The following is a 21,495-nucleotide window of genomic DNA, read 5'->3' on the forward strand; positions in this document are numbered from 1 at the left end:
GCGCACCCGAGGAAAATGAGCACGAACGATCACAACGCGAACGCGAATGGACCTTCGCGCTACCCGATGATGGCACTTCCAACCTTCTGTAGAAATGACAACTTGACGCACATGGGGTGCGACAATTCGGCCCCGGCAAACTCGAGCGCGGGGGGCGCCGGCGTCCCGCGGCGCTACGTGTTCATGCATTCACCTTTCGACAGCGAAAATGCGCCATTCGCCTGGAACACCTTTGAGCGAATGACTGCCTCGGTCACCAAAGCGCAGGCCGGACCCCGCCACCAGATCCTTGACCGTACCCGACACCAGCACTTCGCTTGCACCGGCAAGGGCCGCGACGCGAGCACCGATGTGAACAGCAATTCCGCCGACATCATCGCCCATCACTTCGCATTCGCCTGTGTGCAGTCCGGCTCTGACGTCGATGCCCAGGCCCCTGACCTCGTCGGCAATTGCGCACGCGCACCGCACGCCGCGGGCCGGTCCGTCGAAGGTGGCGAGCACGCCGTCGCCGGTCATATTGACTTCGCGGCCGCGGAATCTGGAGAGGCTGCGCCGGATCACGGCATGATGATGATCAAGCAGGTCGCGCCATCGATGGTCGCCGAGCGTGGCGGCTTTCTCGGTCGAACCGACGATGTCGGTAAAGAGCACCGTGGAAAGCACGCGATCGACCGCAACGGGTGGCCGTGAGCCGGTCAGAAACTCCTCGATTGCATCGGAAATGTCACCGGCATTCTCACCGAAGAAAGGGAGATGGTCTTCCCCCGGGAACTCCAGATAGCGCGCACCTGGAATATGCTTCGCGAGAAACCGGCCCCCCTCGACGCTGACGACCCTGTCGTCGGTCCGATGGATGACAAGGGTAGGAACCCGAATTGTGGAGACGATGTCGCTGACGTCGATCAGGTGGTTCATGCGGGCGAACGACGCGGCACCGGCCGGGCTATTCGACATTCGTTCGTTCCTGGCCCACCAGCGACTGACTGCCGGATCATGCGCGCGGGAGGGCGCATACCTCGTCAGGCTGAGGCCGCTTCCCCAGGCGCGCCGGATATATTCGAGGCTTTGCTCCAACCTCACCTGCGCGAATGTTGATGCGGGATAGGCGTTGCAGAGCACCAGTGCGCGGCAGCGATCGGGATAGGTCGCGGCGAACAACGCCGACATCGTGCCCCCCTCGGAGTTGCCGAGGAGCGCCGCCTGCTCCATGCCCGCAGCATCCGTCACCGCCCGCAGATCGTCCATGCGCTGGTCGAGACCGGGGAAGTCGGTCACGCGATCCGACAGGCCGGTGCCACGCTTGTCGAACATGGCGACCCTGGCGTAGCTGCCCAAGCGGAGCAGCCAACGTGTAACGTCCGGCTCCTCCCACCACTGCTCGACATTGGTGAAGCCAGGGGGCACGAAAACGACGTTGACGGGGCCTTCGCCGAAGGTCTGATAGGCGATGTGAACGTCGCCGCTCTTGGCGTACCGCGTGTCCGGCTGCATTAACGCCCCCCACGCTTCCCGAGGTTTTCACGGCCAGCGTGGAATTATAGCGAAAGATTGGATCGTCCGAAACGGCTCAAGATCGCCTGCCCAGACGCGTCGAAAGCCAGCCCGGTACGCCGCCCATGTTCGATCGAGACCGAACGCGTGCGCAGGCGCCGAAGGGTGACGATGCGGGAGCCCTGCCTATTGCGCGCTGAAGGGCACCTGCCCCCTCGCCTTGAAGGTCCTGCAAGGCTCAGGCAATTCACGTCGCGAGAATGCGAATGTGTGACTCACAAGCGGCACCACACACTCAGTGTCGTCCCGGCGCAGGCCGGGACCCATAACCACCGAAGGTGATTGTTGCGCGACGCTGGGGCCACAGCCTTCCTTACCAACCCAATCCTGTGGTTATGGCTCCCGGCCTTCGCCGGGACGACGCGTGGAAGGAGCTATTCGCCCAAATTCACGCGTGCCGCACGGACAGAACGACAGCGTGAGCTACCGCCCCCGCAAACTCCCCTCCAGCCGCGCCAGCTCGCCGTCGAGATCGCGCTCGACGTCGGCCACGTGCATGTCGACCACCCGATAGTCGCGCGCCTCGAGCCAGGCGCGGCGCTTGGCGCGGTCGGCGCCGATGGCCTCGCTCTCGTTCGGATTGACTAGCTCGATCGCGATCCGGTGCACGAAGGAGACGAAGTCGGGGATGTGGCGGCCGACCGGGGTCTGGCGCTTGAACTGGCCGGCGAAGCGGCGGTCCCGCGTCAGCGCCTGCCACAGGATCCGTTCGGCATCGGTCGGGTTGCGGCGGAGCAGCCGGGCGAGGCCGCGCACCGTGCTGGAGTTGTCGGCGACGGCGCCGCCCCCACCCTGCTCGGCGAGCAGCGCCCGCAGCCGAGTGGCCTGGGCGCCGTCGAGCACCCCGCCCTTGGCCGGGCCCTTGCGTCCCTCGGCGATCGCCATCACCACCCCGTGCAGCGTGTGCATGTCCTGCTTGGTCGGGTCCATCCGGGTGAAGATGTTGCGCAGGTTCACCAGCATGGTGTCGCGCTTCTCCGCCGGGCGCAGGAACTCGACCTTGTCGAGCTCGGCGACGAGGTTGTCGAAGAACGCCTGCATCTGGTGCTGGGAGGCCGGCTCGGACCGCTCAGGCATCGCGAACGGCAGCGCGCCCGCGGTCGACAGCTTGAACCACTCATAGCCCATCAACAGCACCGCCTGCGCCAGATTGAGCGAGGCGAAGCCCGGGTTGACCGGGAAGGTGATGATGCGGTTGGCGAGCGCGACCTCCTCGTTGGTCAGGCCGGAGCGCTCCCGCCCGAACAGGATGCCGGCGCCGCCGCCGGAGGCGACATGGCCGACGATCTCGCCGGCCGCGCCTTCCGGCCCGACCACCGGCTTGGCCTGGTCGTGGGCACGGGCGGTGGTCGCAAACACCAGCGTCAGGTCGGCGATCGCCTGCTCGACGGTGTCGAACAGCTCGACCGAACCGATGATGTGGTCGGCGCCGGCGGCGGCGCGTTGCGCGGCGACATTCGGCCAGCCGTCACGCGGATTGACGATGCGCATCCGGGTCAACGCAAAGTTGCCCATCGCGCGCGCGGCCATGCCGATGTTCTCGCCAAGCTGCGGCTCGACCAGGATGACGACGGGACCGGCAAGGTCGTGCCCTGCCTTGGTCTTGTCGGTGCCGGACATCTCACTTCACTTTCTGATTCAACGTCTGAAGGTTTTGAATCAGCTTCCGAAGAGCCAGATTCAAAGTCTCATGCAGGCGGCCCAAGAGCAGCATCGACCAGCTGTGCACCGGTTTTGCGCGGGACCATTTTCTCCAAGGAGATAACAGGGTTAGCGGCGATTGCGAATCCTCAATCGGAGTCCAGGTCGCGCGCAACGAAGGCTCCCGCTTGCGCGCGCTTCGCCTTCGGATAGGCTATCAACCACAACCAAAGCGAAGCTGTAAAGGCACGCTTGAGACGCCGGTTGAACGGCGGGGCACCTTGGGGGCACGACGATGCGGGGCAGATGGACGCTGGCGATTGTGGGCCTTCGACAAGGAGAACATCGGCCTCGAGGGCCATTCGATGGGCGGCTGGACCGTGCTGGCCGCCGCCGCGGCGATGCCCAACGACTACAAGTCGATGGTGCTGGAGGGCTCGTCCACCGGCAAGCCGTTCGCCGCCGAGGGCGCCGCGAGCTGGCCGCGCAACACCGCTTTGGTGTTCGCCCAGTACGAGGAATTCTCCACCCTGATGTGGGGCGTCGACCTTGCCCGCGACGTCGCCACGAGCCCAAAGCTCTGGGCGCTGTTCGGCACTCAGGGCGCGGTCGAGCCCGGCAAGGTCTATGGCGATCCGGCCAATGGCACCGCCCGCATGCTCTACACGCCGGCGATGACCCATCCGGCCGAGCACATCTCGCATGAGGCGATCGGCTACAGCCTCGACTGGTTCGCCAAAACGCTGAGGGGCGGCACGGCGCGGCCAGCAGACGACCAGATCTGGTTCCGCAAGGAGATCGGCACCCTGATCGCGCTGATCGGCTTCGTCGCGCTGGTGATCGGGACGTTCGACGGGCTGCTGGAGGCACCGATGTTCTCCCGCCTGCGGCTGCCGGCGGTCGCCGACGGCACCATGCCGCCGCATGAGGCCGCGAGCGGACGGCGCTGGACCACAGCGTTCATCCTCTCGGCCTTCATTCCGGCGCTGACCTATTATCCGGCCTTTGCGCTGGGCGGCACCTTCGTGACCCCGAGCACGTTCCTGCCGCAGGGCATCACCAACCAGATCCTGGTCTGGGTCATCATCAACGGCCTCATCACGCTCGCCCTGATGCGGTTCGCGCCGAAGCGCGCCAGCCGGGCCGGCCTCGTCGGTCAATCCGTCGTGATCGCGGTGATTTCGGTTGCGGTCGGCTATGCCGCGCTCTGGCTCGCCGACCTCGCGTTCAAGATCGACTTCAGGTTCTGGATCGTCGCACTTAAGTTGATGAGCGCGAAGCAATTCCTCATCTTCCTGATCTATCTGATTCCGTTCACGACGTTTTTCGTCGTGGCGCTGCACGTGCTGCACCGGAATTTCTCGACCATGGATGCCCCGCGCGGGGCGCTCTATCTGACCAACATCCTGGCGCTGACGTTCGGTTTCATCGTGTTGCTGGTCCTGCAATACGGCACGCTGTGGCTGACCGGAAAACTGTTCAATCCGATCCCGGACCCCAGTTTCGTTCCGCTCTCGACCATCGTCGCGATCCAGTTCGTGCCGCTCCTGGCGATCGTCGCCGTGATCGCGACCTTCACCTGGCGGCGGACCGGATCGAGCCTGCCGGGGGCCCTGATCGCAGGCCTGTTCGTGACCTGGTACATCGTGGCCGGGACCGCCACGCAGGTCCCATTTTAGCTGAAAAGATGGGCTTAAAGTGCATAACCGGTCCGCTTCCGCCCGCCCCCGGGCGGTGCTATAGCGCAGGCGTATTCCAACCCGCGGTCAAAAGCGCGCTGTTCCCAAGAGGGCCCCTCCGTCATGGCAAAAATCAAGGTATCCAATCCCGTCGTCGAGCTCGATGGCGACGAGATGACCCGGATCATCTGGCAGTACATCAAGGACAAGCTGATCAACCCGTTCCTGGATGTCGAACTGCTCTATTTCGATCTCGGCATGGAATACCGCGATGAGACCAACGACCAGGTGACCATTGATGCCGCCGAAGCCATCAAGAAGGTCGGCGTCGGCGTCAAATGCGCCACCATCACCCCCGACGAGGCCCGGGTGAAGGAGTTCGGCCTGAAGCAGATGTGGAAGTCGCCGAACGGCACCATCCGCAACATCCTCGGCGGCGTGATCTTCCGCGAACCGATCATCTGCAAGAACGTGCCGCGCCTGGTTCCGGGCTGGACCAAGCCGATCATCATCGGCCGCCACGCCTATGGCGACCAGTACCGCGCCACCGACATCAAGTTCCCCGGCAAGGGCACGCTGTCGATGAAATTCGTCGGCGAGGACGGCACCGTGATCGAGCGCGAAGTGTTCAAGGCGCCCGGCGCCGGCGTCGCGATGGAGATGTACAATCTCGACGATTCCATCATCGATTTCGCCCGCGCCTCCCTCAACTACGGCCTGCTGCGCAACTACCCGGTCTATCTCTCGACCAAGAACACCATCCTCAAGGTCTATGACGGCCGCTTCAAGGACATCTTCCAGGACATCTACGACCGCGAGTTCAAGAAGGAATTCGAGGCGAAGGGCCTGACCTACGAGCACCGCCTGATCGACGACATGGTGGCCTCGGCGCTGAAATGGTCCGGCGGCTATGTCTGGGCCTGCAAGAACTATGACGGCGACGTGCAGTCCGACACCGTGGCCCAGGGCTACGGCTCGCTCGGCCTGATGACCTCGGTGCTGCTCACTCCGGACGGCAAGACCGTCGAGGCTGAAGCCGCCCACGGCACCGTGACCCGCCACTACCGCGAGCACCAGAAGGGCAAGGAGACCTCGACCAACTCGATCGCGTCGATCTTCGCCTGGACCCGTGGCCTCGCCCACCGCGCCAAGCTCGACAACAATCCGGAACTGGCGAAGTTCGCCACGACCCTGGAGAAGGTCTGCGTCGCGACCGTCGAAGAGGGCTACATGACCAAGGACCTCGCGCTCCTGGTCGGCGCCGACCAGCGCTGGCTCTCGACCACCGGCTTCCTCGACAAGGTTGCCGACAACCTCGGCAAGGCGATGGCGGCCTAAGGCCGCCTGTTGCCGAACGTTGCAGTGAGCGTGACCATGACCCTACTCGGCCGGGTGACGCTCGCATCCTTGTTGCTGACCGGATCGGCGGCGCTCGCTGCCGATCCCCTGCCCGCCCCCGTTGCGGCGCCGGACGAGACCGCGGTCCTCGCCGTCCATGCCGAGGGCGCCCAGGTTTATGAGTGCAAGCCGGTCACCGACGGCAAGCTCGCCTGGTCGTTCCGCGAACCCATCGCCACCCTGATCGCCGGCGGCCGAACGGTCGGCCGGCACTATGCCGGCCCGAACTGGGAGCATGTCGACGGCAGCGCCGTGACCGCCCGCACCGCCGGCAGCGCACCGGGCGCAACTGCCGCCGACATTCCCTGGCTGAAACTCGAGGTGATCGCCCACCGCGGCAACGGCGTGCTGACCAGCGTCGCCACTGTGCAGCGGATCAACACATCTGGCGGGCAGCTCGACGGCGCCTGCGACAAGGTCGGCGCGTTGCAGAGCGTCCCCTATTCGGCAGATTACGTGTTCCTGCGCCGCGACTAGAGCGTTTTCGAGCGAAGTGGACACCGGTTCGCGTGAAGAAAACGCGTCAAAAGAAGAATCTAGAGCCTCGTTCCGATTCAATCGGAATGAGGCTCTAGTCGCGGATACCGCCGTCGGTCTCGCCCGGCGCCTGCGCGATTTCGCTGACGGCCAGGTCGCCACCGGCCGTAAGCGGATCGGCGAGCCGCGCCTCCGCCGTTTCCCGGACATGGGCGGCGAGCGCCGGCATGCGCTCGATCAGGGCATGGAAGTCCTGCGCGTCGAGCACCAACAGCTTGGTCTTGCGCCTCGCCGTCACGGTGCCGGAGCGGTTGGTCCGCCGGAGCAGCGCGATCTCGCCGAAGAACGCGCCGTCGGCAAGCTTCACAAGCTGGCTCGGCAGGTCGATCTCGACCTCGCCCGCGGTGATGAAATACATCGACGACGCCGCATCGCCGCGCCGCACCAGCACCTCGCCGGCCTCGATGGTCTGCGAGCGCAGCAGGCGCATGATGTCGGCGATATCGGCCGCGTTGAGATGCGAGAACAGCGGCACCCGCGCCAGCATGCCCCAGGTCACGACGAAATCGCGGCGCCGGACCTCGTCGGCGAACGCGGTCGAGACGATCGCGACCGGCAGGGCGATCATCGCGAAGCCGACCACGATCGCAACCACGGTCACGATCCGCCCGAGCGGCGTCACCGGGACGACGTCGCCGTAACCGACCGTGCCGAGCGTCACGATCGCCCACCACATCGCCTGCGGCATGGTGCCGAACTTGTCCGGCTGCACTTTGTGCTCGATGGCATAGAGCAGCGAGGCGAACAGCAGCACCGCGCCGGTCAGGATCACGACGCAGCCGAACAGCGTGCGCCGTTCGGCGTGCAGCGCCGCCAGCAGCGAGCGCATCGCGGTCGAATAGCGCACCAGCTTCAGGAACGGCAGCATGCCGAACAGCACCAACGCGGTCTTGTCGTTGATGACCAGCGCGATGGCCGACGGCAGGAAGGCGAGCAGATCGATCACGCCGAGCGCCGAGAAGGCGTATTCGAGCCGCGCCTGCAACGGCGTCATGTCGCGCAGCGAGCGGCCGACCACGCTCCAGAGCCGCGCGGCATATTCCAGCGCAAACGCAATGACGGCGGCGATCTCGATCGCCGTGAACAGCCACCACAGCTGGGCGTCGAACTCGGGCACCGATGCCAGGATCGCCGCCAGCACATCGACGGTGATGATCGCGATGACGAGCCGGACAAAGCGCGAGCCGACCGAATGCGGCAGGTGGTCCTGCTCGAGCAGCTCGTAGAGACGGTCGCGCAGCCCGGGATCGCTGATCGTGGGCTTGCCCGGAGCCGTCGCCACGATCAGCCTCTCCGTCAGGCGCTCGCCATCGCCTGCTCGATCGCCGACAGCGCGGCGTCCGCCTTGGCGCCGTCGGGACCGCCCGCCTGCGCCATGTCGGGCCGGCCGCCGCCGCCCTTGCCGCCGAGCACCTCGGAGCCCTTGCGCACCAGCTCAACCGCGTTGAAGCGCGAGGTCAGGTCGGCGGTGACGCCGACCACGATGCCGGCCTTGCCGTCCTCGGTGACGCCGACGATGGCGACCACGCCGGAGCCGATCTGCTTCTTGCCGTCGTCGACCAGGCTCTTGAGGTCCTTGGTCTCGACGCCCTCGACCGCGCGGGCGAGCAGCTTGACATTGCCGACCTCGCGCACGCCCGAGGCCGCGCCGTTCGACGACGCGCCGCCGCCGCCCATCGCGAGCTTCTTGCGGGCATCCGACAGGTCGCGCTCGAGCTTCTTGCGCTCCTCCATCAGGGCTGCGATGCGCGCCGGCACATCCTCGATCGTGGTGCGCAGCTCGGCCGCCGCGGTCTTGGCCAGCGCCATGGTGTCGTTGGCGTGCTTGCGCGCGTGGTGTCCAGTCAGCGCCTCGATGCGGCGAACGCCTGAGGCCACCGCGCTCTCGCTGGTCACCGAAATCAGGCCGATGTCGCCGGTGCGGCGGACATGGGTGCCGCCGCAGAGCTCGACCGACCAGCCGAGCGCATTCTGGCCGTGCTCGCGGGCACTCTTGCCCATCGAGACGACACGGACCTCGTCACCGTATTTCTCGCCGAACAGTGCGCGCGCACCCGCCTCGCGGGCGTCGTCGACACCCATGACGCGGGTCGTCACCTCGTCATTTTCCAGCACCACGTCGTTGGCGATGTCCTCGACCCGGGAGAGTTCTTCCGGCGTGATCGGCTTCGGATGCACGAAATCGAAGCGCAGGCGATCGGGCGCGACCAGCGAGCCGCGCTGGGCGATGTGATCGCCGAGCACCTGGCGCAGCGCCTCATGCAACAGATGCGTCGCCGAATGGTTCGCTCGGATCGACGAACGCCTGGCGTGGTCGACCTCGAGCTGCAGCGCGGTGCCGACGTTGAGCGTACCCTGCTCCACCGTGCCGACATGCACGAACAGATCGCCGGCCTTCTTCTGCATGTCGGTGACGCGGAATTTGACGCCTTCGCCGGTGAGGATGCCGACGTCGCCGACCTGACCACCTGACTCGGCATAGAACGGCGTCTGGTTCAGCACGATCGCGGCGCTCTCGCCGGCCTTGAGGCCGTCGACCTCGGCACCGTCCTTGACCAGCGCCGTCACTACGCCTTCCGCGCTCTCGGTCTCATACCCGAGGAATTCGGTCGCACCGAGTTTCTCGCGCAGCGGGAACCAGATGTTTTCGGTCGCCGCCTCGCCCGAACCGACCCAGGACGCACGCGCCTTCTCGCGCTGACGGTTCATCGCGTCGGTGAATGAGGCCTGATCGACGCTGATGCCGCGCGACTTCAGCGCGTCCTGCGTCAGGTCCAGCGGGAAGCCGTAGGTGTCGTACAGCGTGAACGCAGTGTCGCCGTCGAACATGTCGCCCTTCTTGAGGCCGGCGCTCTTCTCGTCGAGGATCGACAGGCCACGCACCAGCGTCTTGCGGAAGCGCGTCTCTTCCAGCCGCAGCGTCTCCTCGATCAGCTTCTCGGCGCGCACCAGGTCCGGATAGGCCTGGCCCATCTCGCGGACCAGCGCCCAGACCAGGCGATGCATCAGCGGCTCGCTGGCACCCAGAAGCTGCGCGTGGCGCATCGCGCGGCGCATGATCCGGCGCAGCACGTAGCCGCGGCCCTCGTTCGACGGCAGCACGCCATCGGCAATCAGGAACGCCGACGAGCGCAGATGGTCCGCGATCACCCGGTACGACGCGACGTTCTGCGCGTTCGGCCCATGGCCGAGCGCCGACGCGGCCGCATCGATCAAATGGCGGAACAGATCGGTCTCGAACACGCTCTCGACGCCCTGCAGGATGGCCGCCATGCGTTCCAGCCCCATGCCGGTGTCGATCGAGGGACGCGGCAGCGCCACGCGCTCCTCCTTCGTCACCTGCTCGTACTGCATGAACACCAGGTTCCAGAATTCGAGGAAGCGATCGCCATCCTCCTCCGGGCTGCCCGGAGGTCCGCCCCAGATGTGCTCGCCGCGGTCGATGAAGATCTCGGAGCACGGCCCGCACGGGCCGGTATCGCCCATCGCCCAGAAATTGTCCGAGGTCGGGATGCGGATGATGCGGTCCTCCGAGAAGCCCGCGATCTTCTTCCAATAGCCGGCCGCCTCGTCGTCGGTGTGGTAGACGGTGACGAGCAGCTTGTCCTTCTTCAGCCCGAAATCCTTGGTGATCAGATTCCAGGCGAGCTCGATCGCGCGCTCTTTGAAGTAGTCGCCGAACGAGAAATTGCCCAGCATCTCGAAGAAGGTGAGATGGCGCGCGGTGTAGCCGACATTGTCGAGGTCGTTATGCTTGCCGCCGGCGCGCACGCACTTCTGCGACGTCGTGGCGCGCTGATAGGCGCGCTTTTCGACACCGGTGAAGACGTTCTTGAACTGCACCATGCCGGCATTGGTGAACATCAAGGTCGGGTCGTTGCGCGGAACCAGCGGCGACGACGCCACGATCTCGTGGCCGTTCTCCTTGAAGAAGTTCAGAAATGTCGACCTGATGTCGTTGACGCTGCTCATGTTCATCCAATCGGAAAAAGGGGCCGGCCAGCCGCAAAAAGGCGTCATTTTCCGGCCGAACGCTTTTAGACATTGCCAGCTGCGGTGTCCAGAAACTGTGCAGGCGGATCATGGGCTTGCCGCGGCAGCACAAAGCCCATTGGATAGTTGCTGCAGCTGCGTTGACAGTCTTGGTGGCGCCGTGTTTTCTACCTACCTGTACTTAAGTCACGTCGGGAGAGACCGGCCTTGCGCCGGCGCCGAAGGAGCAACCGCCCCGGAAACTCTCAGGCAAAAGGACCGCGTGACGTCTGACATCTGGAAAGAGGCGCTGGGGTTATCCCCGATGCGTCCGCCGACGGGATAATACTCTCAGGCACAGCGACAGATGGGGCTTTCTGCAGGTTTCTCAAGGGGAAATAGGTCCCCTGCGGGAACCGCGAGGGCCCTGTGATGCTTGCGCGCGAAACTTCCCCGCTGAAACAGACCCCGCTGCACGCGTTGCACCTGGCGCGCGGCGCCAAGATGGTGCCGTTCGCCGGCTATGACATGCCGGTGCAATACACCGCCGGCGTGCTCAAGGAGCACCTGCACACCCGCAAGGAAGCCGGCCTGTTCGACGTGTCGCACATGGGCCAGCTTGTCCTGAAGGCCAAATCCGGCAAGGTCACCGATGCGGCGCTCGCGCTGGAGAAGCTGGTGCCGCAGGACATTGTTGGCATCGCGCCGGGACGGCAGCGCTACGCGCAATTCACCAACGACGACGGCGGGCTGCTCGACGATTTGATGGTCGCGAATTTCGGCGATCATTTGTTCCTGGTGGTCAACGCCGCCTGCAAGGCCGAGGACGAGGCGCATCTGCGCGCGCATCTCTCCGACGCCTGCGAAATCGTGTCGCTGGCCGACCGCGCGCTGATTGCGCTGCAGGGACCGAAAGCCGAATCGGCGCTGGCGAAACTTTGTGCAGATGTCAGTTCGATGAAATTCATGGACGCCGGCCCGCGCCGCGTCGCCGACATCGACTGCTTCGTCTCGCGCTCCGGCTATACCGGCGAGGACGGTTTTGAGATTTCGGTGCCGGCGGACAAGGCCGAAGCCCTGGTCACGGCGTTGCTGGACAATCCCGACGTGCTGCCGATCGGGCTCGGCGCGCGCGACAGCCTGCGGCTCGAAGCCGGGCTCTGCCTCTATGGCCACGATATCGACACCACGACGACGCCAGTCGAAGGCGCGCTGGAATGGTCGGTGCAGAAGGTGCGCCGCAGCGGCGGCGCCCGTGCCGGCGGTTTTCCGGGCGCCGACAAGATCCTCGCCCAATTCGCGCAAGGTGCCTCCCGCCGCCGTGTCGGCTTGAAGCCTGACGGCCGCGCACCGGTGCGCGAAGGTGCAGCCCTGTTTGCCGATCCGACCTCGACCGAGCCAATCGGCAAGGTGACGTCGGGCGGCTTCGGCCCGAGCCTCAATGCGCCGGTTGCGATGGGCTATCTGCCGACCTCGCTTTCCGCGCTCGACACCACCGTTTTCGCCGAAGTGCGCGGCCAGCGGCTGCCGCTGAAAGTCGCCGCCACGCCGTTCGTTCCCAATACCTACAAACGCTAGACGCCAAAGGATCGATCCCCATGACGACGCTGTACACGTCCGACCACGAATGGCTCCGCATCGAGGGCGACGTCGCCACGATCGGGATCACCGACTACGCGCAATCGCAGCTCGGCGACGTCGTGTTCGTCGAATTGCCCAAGGTCGGCCGCAGCCTGAAGAAGGCCGAGGCCGCCGCCGTCGTCGAATCCGTCAAGGCCGCCTCCGATGTCTACGCGCCGATCACCGGCGAGGTGATCGAGGTCAACGAAGAACTCGCGGCCGAGCCCGCGCTGGTCAATTCGGATGCCGGCGGCAAAGCCTGGTTCTTCAAGCTGAAGATATCAGACAAGAGCGAGCTCGGCGGCCTGATGGATGAGGCCGCCTACGCCGCGCACACCGCCTAAGGATCAGCCCAAGGATCAAGCCATGAACGCGCCCTTCAAGCCGATCAACGAAGCCGCCACTGATTTCGTCCGCCGCCACATCGGACCGTCGCCGCGCGACATCAACGCGATGCTGGAGACCGTCGGCGCTGCGAGCCTGCAAGCACTGATGAACGAGACGCTGCCGGCGTCGATCCGCCAGAAGGCGCCGCTCGATCTCGGCCGCGCGCTGAGCGAGACCGAGGCGCTTTCGCATATGAGCGAGCTCGCCGCACAGAACCAGGTGTTCACCTCGCTGATCGGCCAGGGCTACTCCGGCACCATCCTGCCCGCGGTGATCCAGCGCAACATCCTGGAGAACCCGGCCTGGTACACCGCCTATACGCCGTACCAGCCGGAGATCAGCCAGGGCCGGCTCGAAGCCCTGTTCAACTTCCAGAGCATGGTCTGCGACCTCACCGGGCTCGACGTCGCCAACGCCTCGCTACTCGACGAGGCGACCGCGGCGGCGGAAGCGATGGCACTCGCCGAGCGCCACTCGCAGGTCAAGGCGAAGGTCTTCTTCGTCGACAAGGAGGTGCATCCGCAGACGCTGGCGGTGATGCGCACGCGTGCCGCTCCGCTCGGCTGGGCGCTGGTCGTCGGCGATCCCCTGACCGAGCTCGACAAGGCCGACGTGCTCGGCGCGCTGCTGCAATATCCAGGCACCTCGGGCGCGGTGCGCGACCTTAAGCCCGCGATCGCATCGCTGCGCGCCAAGGGCGCGCTTGCGATCGTGGCGGCGGACCTGCTGTCGCTGACGCTGCTCACCTCGCCCGGCGAGCTCGGTGCCGACATCGCAATCGGCTCGGCGCAGCGGTTCGGCGTGCCGATGGGTTATGGCGGACCGCACGCCGCCTACATGGCGGTGCGCGACACGCTGAAGCGCTCGCTGCCCGGCCGCATCGTCGGCCTCTCCGTGGATTCGCGCGGCGCGCCGGCCTATCGCCTGGCGCTGCAGACCCGCGAACAGCACATCCGCCGCGAGAAGGCGACCTCGAACATCTGCACCGCGCAGGTGCTGCTCGCCGTGATCGCCTCGATGTATGCGGTCTATCACGGCCCCGAGGGCCTGACCCATATCGCACGCAGCGTGCATCGCCGCGCCACCGTGCTTGCCGCAGGCCTGCGCAAGCTCGGCTTTGCGCCTGTGAGCGAAGCGTTCTTCGACACCGTGACCGTCGAGGCTGGCGCAAAGCAGATCGAGATTGTCTCCCGCGCGCTGGCGGAGCGCATCAATCTGCGCATCGGCGCAACCACGCTCGGCATCGCGCTCGACGAGACCACGACGCCGGAGACCGTCGAGGCGGTGTGGCGCGTGTTCGGCGGCAAGCTCAGCTATGCCGAGATTGAGGCGGCCGCACGCGAGGCGCTGCCGAAGGAGCTGCGGCGCACCAGCGCCTTCCTCACCCATCCGGTGTTCAACACGCACCGCTCGGAGACCGAACTGCTGCGCTACATGCGCAAGCTCAGCGATCGTGACCTGGCGCTCGACCGCGCGATGATCCCGCTCGGCTCCTGCACCATGAAGCTGAACGCCACCACCGAGATGATCCCGCTGACCTGGCCGGCGTTCGGCAATCTGCATCCGTTCGCGCCGGCGGATCAGGCCAAGGGCTATCACGCGCTGTTCCAGCGGCTGGAGGCGTGGCTGTGCGACATCACCGGCTATGACGCGGTCTCGCTGCAGCCGAACTCCGGCGCGCAGGGCGAATATGCCGGGCTTCTCGCGATCCGCGGCTATCATCTCGCGCGCGGCGAGCCGCATCGCAAGGTGTGCCTGATCCCCTCCTCCGCGCATGGCACCAATCCGGCCTCGGCCGCGATGGTCGGCATGGACGTCGTGGTGGTGGCCTGTGACGCGCGCGGCGACGTCGATGTCGAGGACCTGCGCGCCAAGGCGCAGAAGCATTCGGCCAATCTCGCCGCTGTGATGATCACCTATCCGTCGACCCACGGCGTGTTCGAGGAGCATATCAGCGAGATCTGCGACGTCGTGCATGCGCATGGCGGACAGGTCTATCTCGACGGCGCCAACATGAATGCGCAGGTCGGGCTGTCCCGGCCCGGCGATTACGGCGCCGATGTCAGCCATCTCAACCTGCACAAGACCTTCTGCATCCCGCATGGCGGCGGCGGCCCCGGCATGGGCCCGATCGGCGTCAAGGCGCATCTTGCGCCCTATCTTCCCGGCCATCCCGCAACCGACGGCACGGTTGCGCACGCCATCGGCCCGGTGTCGGCCGCGCCGTTCGGTTCGGCGTCGATCCTGACCATCTCCTACATCTACATCCTGATGATGGGCGGCGAAGGGCTGACGCGCGCGACCGAGATCGCGATCCTCAATGCGAATTACATCGCGGCACGGCTGCAGCCGCATTTCCCGGTGCTGTATCGCAACGTCCGCGGCCGCGTCGCGCATGAGTGCATCGTCGATCCGCGGGCGCTGAAGACGACCAGCGGCGTTACCGTGGACGACATCGCCAAGCGGCTGATCGACTACGGCTTCCACGCGCCGACCATGAGCTTCCCGGTGGCGGGCACGCTGATGATCGAGCCGACGGAATCGGAATCGAAGTTCGAGATCGACCGCTTCTGCGACGCCATGATCGCGATCCGCAACGAGATCGCGGAGATCGAGAAGGGCCGCTGGAAGGTCGAGGCCTCGCCGCTGCGCCACGCGCCGCACACCGTCCACGACATCGCCGACGATGCCTGGAACCGGGCCTACAGCCGCGCCGAGGGCTGCTTCCCCGCGGGCGTGTCACGGTCCGACAAATACTGGAGCCCGGTCGGGCGCGTCGACAACGTCTATGGCGATCGCAATCTGGTGTGCTCGTGCCCGCCGGTGGAGGATTACGCGCAGGCGGCGGAGTAGCGCTATTTTAGGATGGGTAGAGCGAAGCGAAACCCATCATTCGTCGAGCGTGATGAGCCGTGATGGGTTTCGCTTCGCTCTACCCATCCTGCGGTCCGGTGATCATAAGGTCCGAAGAACGACGGCGAGCAATGCCGCGGCAGGAGGATTCATGCGCCAGGAATTCTGGTTTCATTTCCCGTTTCGCGTCCGCTATTCCGAGGTCGACGCGCAGGCCGTGGTGTTCAACGCCCACTATCTGACCTATTTCGACACGGCGATCACCGAATATTTTCGCGCGATGGGCTACGACTATCTCGGCGAGGTGGCGCGGACCGGCGTCGACTTTCATACCGTGAAGTCGGTCGTCGAATACAAGGCGCCGATCCGGTTCGACGAGGACATCGAGGTCTGCGTGCGGGTCGCGCGGATCGGCCGCTCCTCGATCGTGCTTGCGCTTGCGATCTTCGCCAAGGGCTCCGACGACCTTCGCGCCACCGGCGAGATCATCTGGGTCGCCACCGATCAGAAGACGCACCAATCGGTCGCCGTGACCGAAGACTTGCGGGGGCTGATCGCGCGCCGGGAAAAGGCGCTGGCGCAGGGCTAAGCGGATTGCCAATCCGTGTTGCGCGGATTGAGTCACAACGGCCACTGGGCGCTAGTGCTTCACCAGGGTTGGGGCCCAGCGCCAGAGATTGTCGTTGGTGAGATGCGTGCCGCCCCACCAGCGATCGATCGGATTGTGACGACTGAAGTCCTCCTTATGGGCGAGGACAGCTTCGCCAAATTCAGTCAGCGACAGCCGGCTTCGCCGATAGGCCTCCATGCGCGCTCGCAAATTCTCAGGGGCGATGACGCGTAACTCGTCATCGAGTCCGGCGATCGCGGGCTGCGGCCCGTGCGCGAGCCCTTGAAGCAGCGTCCCGATTTCCATGTCGGTGAATACGGCGCGTTGACCGAAGCCGCGAAGGTAGAACAACCCGTTCGTACCCATAAAGCCCGCCGCAATCAGTTCGAGCAGTCGCAGTTCGGTCGCGCCAAGTCCCGATCTGCTCCACGGAAGCTCCTGGAGCAGGTCAAGCAGGGCCGGCCTCAGCAAGGGAAAGCCGCTGAGGTCTCGATGCAGCGCATCGAAACAGGCTTCGGGCGTCGCCGCGCGATAGGCCTGCCAGCAGATGCTTGCGGTCTCGAGGTCGGCAGGCCGTATGTTGATAAGCGGCACTTCTTTCCATCCGCTCCATGTCTCGTGCATCGTCGACAGACCAAAAGCGACCAGGCGTAATTTTAACTTGGCCGCCATCGCCGGATAGGCCCGGAAATGGTCGAGCAACCAAATCAGCTGCAATTGATCATTTGGGTCCGGATCGAACCAAAGCTCGATAATCTCGAAAGGTTCGCAGAATTCGATCAGCGCGAGAGCCCTGCGCGCCTTGGCATCCTGAGGCCACTGGCTCCGCGTGCTCCAGTGCGACCAATGTCCGACCGGATCCTGGTCCGACCGTAATCCGAAGTAAGCCTCAAGCTCTCTTTGCGCCGGCAGCGGTCCGCCAACAAATCGAAAGCCGGATGTAATAGCGATCTCGGCGAGCCCCGAACGTGTAAGGCTGAGGCCGGACGGACTGGTCAGGATCAGGCGCTTCATCGGCACAACTCTGTCGACGCCGGCACAAAACGAAACAGGCGCCGAAGACGTCGGCAACTCAACGTCCTCAGCGCCCGCTTGCAGCGAAGTCTTGAAGTGAGCCGGCTTACTCCTCGGTCGGCTCCTCGCCCTCGGCGTCGCGCTCGGGCGTGCCGGCGAGGATCTGCTCGGAGATCAGGCCGGAGTTCTGCCGGATTGCGGCCTCGATCTTGGCGGTGATGTCGGGGTTCGCCTTCAGGAAGGCCTTGGAATTCTCGCGTCCCTGGCCGAGCCGCTGGCTGTCATAGGAGAACCAGGCGCCCGACTTCTCGACGATGCCGGCCTTGACGCCGAGGTCGAGAATTTCGCCCATCTTGGAGACGCCCTCGCCATACATGATGTCGAACTCGACCTGCTTGAAGGGCGGCGCCAGCTTGTTCTTCACAACCTTGACGCGGGTGGTGTTGCCGACGACCTCGTCGCGCTCCTTGATCGCGCCGATGCGGCGGATGTCGAGGCGGACCGAGGCATAGAACTTCAGCGCGTTGCCGCCGGTGGTGGTCTCCGGTGAGCCGTACATCACGCCGATCTTCATGCGGATCTGGTTGATGAAGATCACCATGGTGTGGGATTTGTTGATCGAGGCGGTGAGCTTGCGCAGCGCCTGGCTCATCAGGCGTGCCTGCAGGCCCGGCAGCGCATCACCCATCTCGCCCTCAAGTTCCGCCTTCGGCACCAGCGCCGCAACCGAATCGATCACCAGCACGTCGACCGCGCCGGAGCGCACCAGCGTGTCGCAGATCTCCAGCGCCTGCTCGCCGGTGTCGGGCTGCGAGATCAGCAGCTCGTCGATGTTGACACCGAGCTTGCGCGCATAGACCGGGTCGAGCGCGTGTTCGGCGTCGATGAAGGCGCAGATGCCGCCCTTCTTCTGGCCTTCCGCCACCGTGTGCAGCGCCAGCGTGGTCTTGCCCGAGGATTCCGGCCCGTAGATCTCGACCACGCGCCCTTTCGGCAGACCGCCGACGCCGAGCGCGATATCGAGCCCGAGCGATCCCGAGGACACCGTCTCAACATCCATAGAGCGGTCGTTCTTGCCGAGCTTCATCACCGAGCCCTTGCCGAACTGACGCTCGATCTGGGAGAGCGCGGCTGAGAGGGCCTTGGACTTGTCCATGGAGGATCCTTCGACGATACGCAGTGCAGTAGCGGACATTTGGGATGTGCTCCTTATGGCGGGGATTCGCTAGCGGGAAAAACGGGCGGCGGAGAGCGGGTGGAATGCGTTGTTGTTGGAACCTCGTACCACGTTTGTTCTATGTTCGCAATATGTTCTTTTCGAGAGTCGGGTGCTGGCCTGTTTTATCCCCTAGTGGCCTAGTTTGATTTTCGGAGTGGCCTGTTTTGAATTAACCGAGCGGCAACCAATGCTTAGCCGTTGTTCTCGGTAGGACTACTGAGTCGCGCACCGGATGTTCTGGCCTTAGCAATCCTTATGGTCCGCTAACTGTTCTCTCTCCACAGCACAGCGGAGTTACCGGGGGTTCTCCGTGGGTGAACGGAGTTCCGTTTGCGCGAAATCGCTGCGCTGCGGAAATTCTGTAATGTTCCGGAGATCGGGAAAAACTAGCAACTTTTCCTTGATGCTGCTTTAAATGGCTCCAAGCGGGCATATAGCCTCGATGGTGGAGGACCGATGGGAGTGGCATCACTCTACTGCGTCTACTCGATAGGCGCTGATGATCGCATTCTGAGCCGGATCGATTTGCGCTGTGAGAGCGACGCAGACGCAATCCGGAAGGCCGAGATCTTAGTCGACTGGCATACCGTGGAGATCTGGAAAGATAACAAACTGCTACGCGCATTTGATGCGAGGGAGTAAGGCCGCCTCAGTTGGCGGCCTCTTTCATTGCAACATCTTCAAAATTTCCCCGCATATCAACCGCAGTGCGCAGTGGCCTGTTTCGCATCTGCTAGTGGCGGCTGGTTCCGGGGCGAAACACCGTAGTTTCCCGGAATCCCATAATGTGTTGAAAACTCTAATCTTCCTCTTGCCGGGGCTAGATTTCATCCCGATCAAATTTTCAGACTAAACCGGTAGGGGGCCGTGCTTGAGCGGCCCCTTTCGATTCCTGGCGATATTTTCCGCCTCTGATTGCTAATGAGTTGGTTGATACACCGCGATCCTTCTCGCGCCTTTCCAAAGCTCGACCACGCAATCCTTCGCCAGATTCTTTGCGTGCAGTTTGGCCGCCTCGTCGTCCTCGCAGAATAGATCGACACGCTTCGCAATCTTCCCGTCCGCCCTAAGCAGATAGGCCTTGTACTCTTTCATAGCCACGCTTCCCCACGCGCGACATACGGCCAGCGCAGGACGTATTTAGAACGCATCTAAACGGGAGTCATCGGGACAAAGTGGCAATGGACCTATGTGGATTCGCAGTGGCCCTGCGAGGCGGACCAAAGAAAACGGCCCCAGCGCGGGGGCGAGCTGGGGCCACAGTCTGGGGAGGAGTGTCGGAAGGAGTCGACACAATTTCGATGTAGGGCCTGCGGTCAGCCAATCCCATTAAATTCGGGTTTAGACACTGGCCTGTTTTGATTTGGCGAGTGGCCTATTTCGGCCAGCACCGGTAGTCGGGTGCTGGCCCCTTTCCATCCCCACCAAACTTCAGTGGTCCTTTTTGATTTTTGGAGTGGTCCGTTTTGCTTTAAGCCAGCCGAAACCAAGGCTTATCCGGTGTTCTCGGTAGGACTACCGAGAAGCCTATCGGATGTTCTGTCCCATCCAATCTTTTATCCGTATCAAGGAATTTTATCCCGCAGAACGAACGGCGAAGCCTAGTCTCGTAGTTCTACGGGCGTGAACGGAGTTCCCGTGCTACAAGTGGAACTTGGTTTAGTTGCGCCAGTGACCTGCTGAGGACTGGAACAATGCCAATCAATCAGTTGCTGAAAGACTGCGAACGCACGCCTGAGGAAATCGAACGTCTGAACAAGGCATTCGACCACGCCCTACATTTGTTAGGCGTGCTTGACCGTGACGACCCACTTTGCAGGATGGTGGCTCGCGACGTTATCGACATCTGCGCAGCCGGCACCAACGATCCGCGCAAGATCGCGAAAATCGCCGTAGAGCGGATGGGTCTCCGGTGAAAGGACTGCTGATAGTCATAGGCGTTATTGTGGCCCTCTATGTAGCCGATCAGCAATTCGCCCACGGTCGATACACTGATGCCGTCCAGCGCATGGCGAGTCAGATGAGACATTCCTTCGGAATGTGAGGCCGCCTCAGTTGGCGGCCTCTTTCGTTACGTCGCGTCGCTCTTTTGCCACGGTAGTCCTTCGGTGCCGACGGGCGCATCCCTGTAGATCATCTTAAAGATGCTGGAAGCGGTATCAACTCAACATTCAGAAATGCGGAAGCACGGGCGGCCGAGGCCACACCTGAATTGTCGAGTGCATCGTGACCGAGCGGAGTCAGTGTGACTCGCCCCTGTGCTCCCTCGATCAAACCGAACATCTTCGCGGCACCGAGCCGAGTACGGAACGTACCGCTAGCGCCCACATCAGTTACCAATCCGCCTAAAGGCGCGCGAGCGAGGTCATGAGCACTCGGCAGGCTTCATAGATGTCGCGCGCCTGAGAAGGCGTATACGACGACGCTGGGTGCATAGTGTTGTTGCGCCATACTGAACCAACGTGGTGCAAATTCGCTCTCGCTTCCTCCCATCTGTTTTTCTTTCGTTTTAGCGAAACCGTATTCTCAGGCATCTTTGCAATCTTGCCGTCCATCTGCCCGGTTAGGCCGCGCCAAGTCGTTTTCGGGGTAATGGGAAGTTGTATATGTCGGCGTTGGCTCAGGTCACGGACGGCGGCCTCCATCGCCCGCATTAAATGGAATACACACGCCGTGCTTTCCTCAACGGCTAAACATCTTCCGGCACTAGCAATGTCCGCATGGGCTTTCTTGAATTTTTTACCCAGTTCGAACGGATCAGATCCTTTGACCGCGCCTCTGCGCGGGTCGGATTCGTTATAGAGTTTGGTCATCTCTTCTGAGACGAAGAGGAAATCCTTCCGCCGCAACTCTTGTTCTATGCGAATACGCAATTGCATGAGTTCTGGGACAAGTTGAACCAGTGGCAGATCGAGCATTCTGATAAATGGCCCAATTCGCCCAACCTGGTCTGCCACCGATCTCATATCGGTTACTTTGGCGAGATAGCTGACCGTATCCAAAGCGTGGCG

General features: G+C 63.7%; 16 protein-coding genes and 1 riboswitch. Of the genes, 8 read left to right on the forward strand and 8 right to left on the reverse strand.

Features of this window, described 5'->3' with window-relative positions; all coding sequences use genetic code 11:
* Positions 1-189: 189 nt before the first annotated feature.
* Both G6P99_RS30555 and G6P99_RS30560 read right to left on the reverse strand, forming a co-directional pair.
* On the reverse strand, positions 190-1,494 hold the full coding sequence (locus G6P99_RS30555) for an adenylate/guanylate cyclase domain-containing protein (RefSeq protein WP_165124496.1): 1,305 nt from the start codon (positions 1,492-1,494) through the stop codon (positions 190-192).
* A gap of 483 nt (positions 1,495-1,977) precedes the next feature.
* Positions 1,978-3,174 carry a TrmJ/YjtD family RNA methyltransferase gene (locus tag G6P99_RS30560; RefSeq protein WP_029083865.1) on the reverse strand — a complete coding sequence of 399 codons (1,197 nt, stop codon included), beginning with the start codon at positions 3,172-3,174 and terminating at the stop codon, positions 1,978-1,980.
* A 341-nt stretch (positions 3,175-3,515) separates the two neighbouring features.
* On the opposite strand from G6P99_RS30560, the gene G6P99_RS30565 reads away from it, so the two are divergent.
* The 3 genes from G6P99_RS30565 to G6P99_RS30575 all read left to right on the forward strand — a co-directional run bounded on the left by G6P99_RS30565 (position 3,516) and on the right by G6P99_RS30575 (position 6,749).
* Positions 3,516-4,874, forward strand: a complete 1,359-nt coding sequence (locus G6P99_RS30565; RefSeq protein WP_198031236.1) for an alpha/beta hydrolase family protein — start codon at positions 3,516-3,518, stop codon at positions 4,872-4,874.
* 123 nt (positions 4,875-4,997) lie between these two features.
* The gene (locus G6P99_RS30570) at positions 4,998-6,212 is read left to right on the forward strand and encodes an NADP-dependent isocitrate dehydrogenase (RefSeq protein WP_029083866.1); all 1,215 of its coding nucleotides are present in this window, start codon (positions 4,998-5,000) and stop codon (positions 6,210-6,212) included.
* Positions 6,213-6,248: 36 nt separating this feature from the next.
* Entirely contained in the window at positions 6,249-6,749 is a 501-nt protein-coding gene (locus G6P99_RS30575; protein WP_029083867.1) for a DUF3455 domain-containing protein, read from the forward strand.
* Positions 6,750-6,843: 94 nt separating this feature from the next.
* Here the strand turns inward: G6P99_RS30575 and G6P99_RS30580 are convergent, their stop codons facing one another.
* Together G6P99_RS30580 and alaS are read right to left on the reverse strand one after the other, a co-directional pair.
* Positions 6,844-8,094 carry a cyclic nucleotide-gated ion channel gene (locus G6P99_RS30580; RefSeq protein ID WP_029083868.1) on the reverse strand — a complete coding sequence of 417 codons (1,251 nt, stop codon included), beginning with the start codon at positions 8,092-8,094 and terminating at the stop codon, positions 6,844-6,846.
* 11 nt (positions 8,095-8,105) lie between these two features.
* Positions 8,106-10,781: an alanine--tRNA ligase gene (gene alaS, locus G6P99_RS30585; protein ID WP_029083869.1), complete on the reverse strand. Its 2,676-nt coding sequence runs from the start codon at positions 10,779-10,781 to the stop codon at positions 8,106-8,108.
* A 202-nt stretch (positions 10,782-10,983) separates the two neighbouring features.
* A riboswitch (glycine riboswitch) is annotated at positions 10,984-11,073 on the forward strand.
* Positions 11,074-11,213: 140 nt separating this feature from the next.
* Here alaS and gcvT point away from each other — a divergent pair.
* The 4 genes from gcvT (at position 11,214) to G6P99_RS30605 (ending at position 16,230) form a co-directional block, all read left to right on the forward strand.
* Positions 11,214-12,359 (forward strand): glycine cleavage system aminomethyltransferase GcvT, encoded by a 1,146-nt coding sequence (gene gcvT, locus G6P99_RS30590; protein WP_029083870.1) that lies wholly within the window; start codon positions 11,214-11,216, stop codon positions 12,357-12,359.
* 20 nt (positions 12,360-12,379) lie between these two features.
* Positions 12,380-12,745 (forward strand): glycine cleavage system protein GcvH, encoded by a 366-nt coding sequence (gene gcvH, locus G6P99_RS30595; RefSeq protein WP_029083871.1) that lies wholly within the window; start codon positions 12,380-12,382, stop codon positions 12,743-12,745.
* Between the two features lie 22 nt (positions 12,746-12,767).
* A complete protein-coding gene (gene gcvP / locus G6P99_RS30600; RefSeq protein WP_029083872.1) occupies positions 12,768-15,641 on the forward strand; it encodes an aminomethyl-transferring glycine dehydrogenase in 2,874 nt (957 codons plus the stop codon).
* Between the two features lie 151 nt (positions 15,642-15,792).
* Positions 15,793-16,230, forward strand: a complete 438-nt coding sequence (locus G6P99_RS30605) for an acyl-CoA thioesterase (RefSeq protein WP_029083873.1) — start codon at positions 15,793-15,795, stop codon at positions 16,228-16,230.
* A 51-nt stretch (positions 16,231-16,281) separates the two neighbouring features.
* Here G6P99_RS30605 and G6P99_RS30610 read toward each other — a convergent pair whose 3' ends face one another.
* From G6P99_RS30610 to G6P99_RS30620, 3 genes are all read right to left on the reverse strand, one after another.
* Entirely contained in the window at positions 16,282-17,265 is a 984-nt protein-coding gene (locus G6P99_RS30610) for a hypothetical protein (protein ID WP_245284841.1), read from the reverse strand.
* Between the two features lie 106 nt (positions 17,266-17,371).
* On the reverse strand, positions 17,372-18,460 hold the full coding sequence (gene recA, locus G6P99_RS30615) for a recombinase RecA (protein ID WP_029083875.1): 1,089 nt from the start codon (positions 18,458-18,460) through the stop codon (positions 17,372-17,374).
* Between the two features lie 942 nt (positions 18,461-19,402).
* A complete protein-coding gene (locus G6P99_RS30620) occupies positions 19,403-19,579 on the reverse strand; it encodes a hypothetical protein (protein ID WP_165124499.1) in 177 nt (58 codons plus the stop codon).
* Between the two features lie 599 nt (positions 19,580-20,178).
* Between G6P99_RS30620 and G6P99_RS30625 the strand changes: the two genes are divergently transcribed.
* Positions 20,179-20,400 carry a hypothetical protein gene (locus G6P99_RS30625; protein ID WP_165124502.1) on the forward strand — a complete coding sequence of 74 codons (222 nt, stop codon included), beginning with the start codon at positions 20,179-20,181 and terminating at the stop codon, positions 20,398-20,400.
* Between the two features lie 429 nt (positions 20,401-20,829).
* Here the strand turns inward: G6P99_RS30625 and G6P99_RS30630 are convergent, their stop codons facing one another.
* Complete coding sequence (locus tag G6P99_RS30630; protein WP_165124505.1) at positions 20,830-21,441, reverse strand: hypothetical protein; 612 nt, start codon at positions 21,439-21,441, stop codon at positions 20,830-20,832.
* Positions 21,442-21,495 lie beyond the last annotated feature (54 nt).

It is taken from the genome of Bradyrhizobium sp. 6(2017), from assembly GCF_011058295.2.
Classification (GTDB): domain Bacteria; phylum Pseudomonadota; class Alphaproteobacteria; order Rhizobiales; family Xanthobacteraceae; genus Bradyrhizobium; species Bradyrhizobium septentrionale.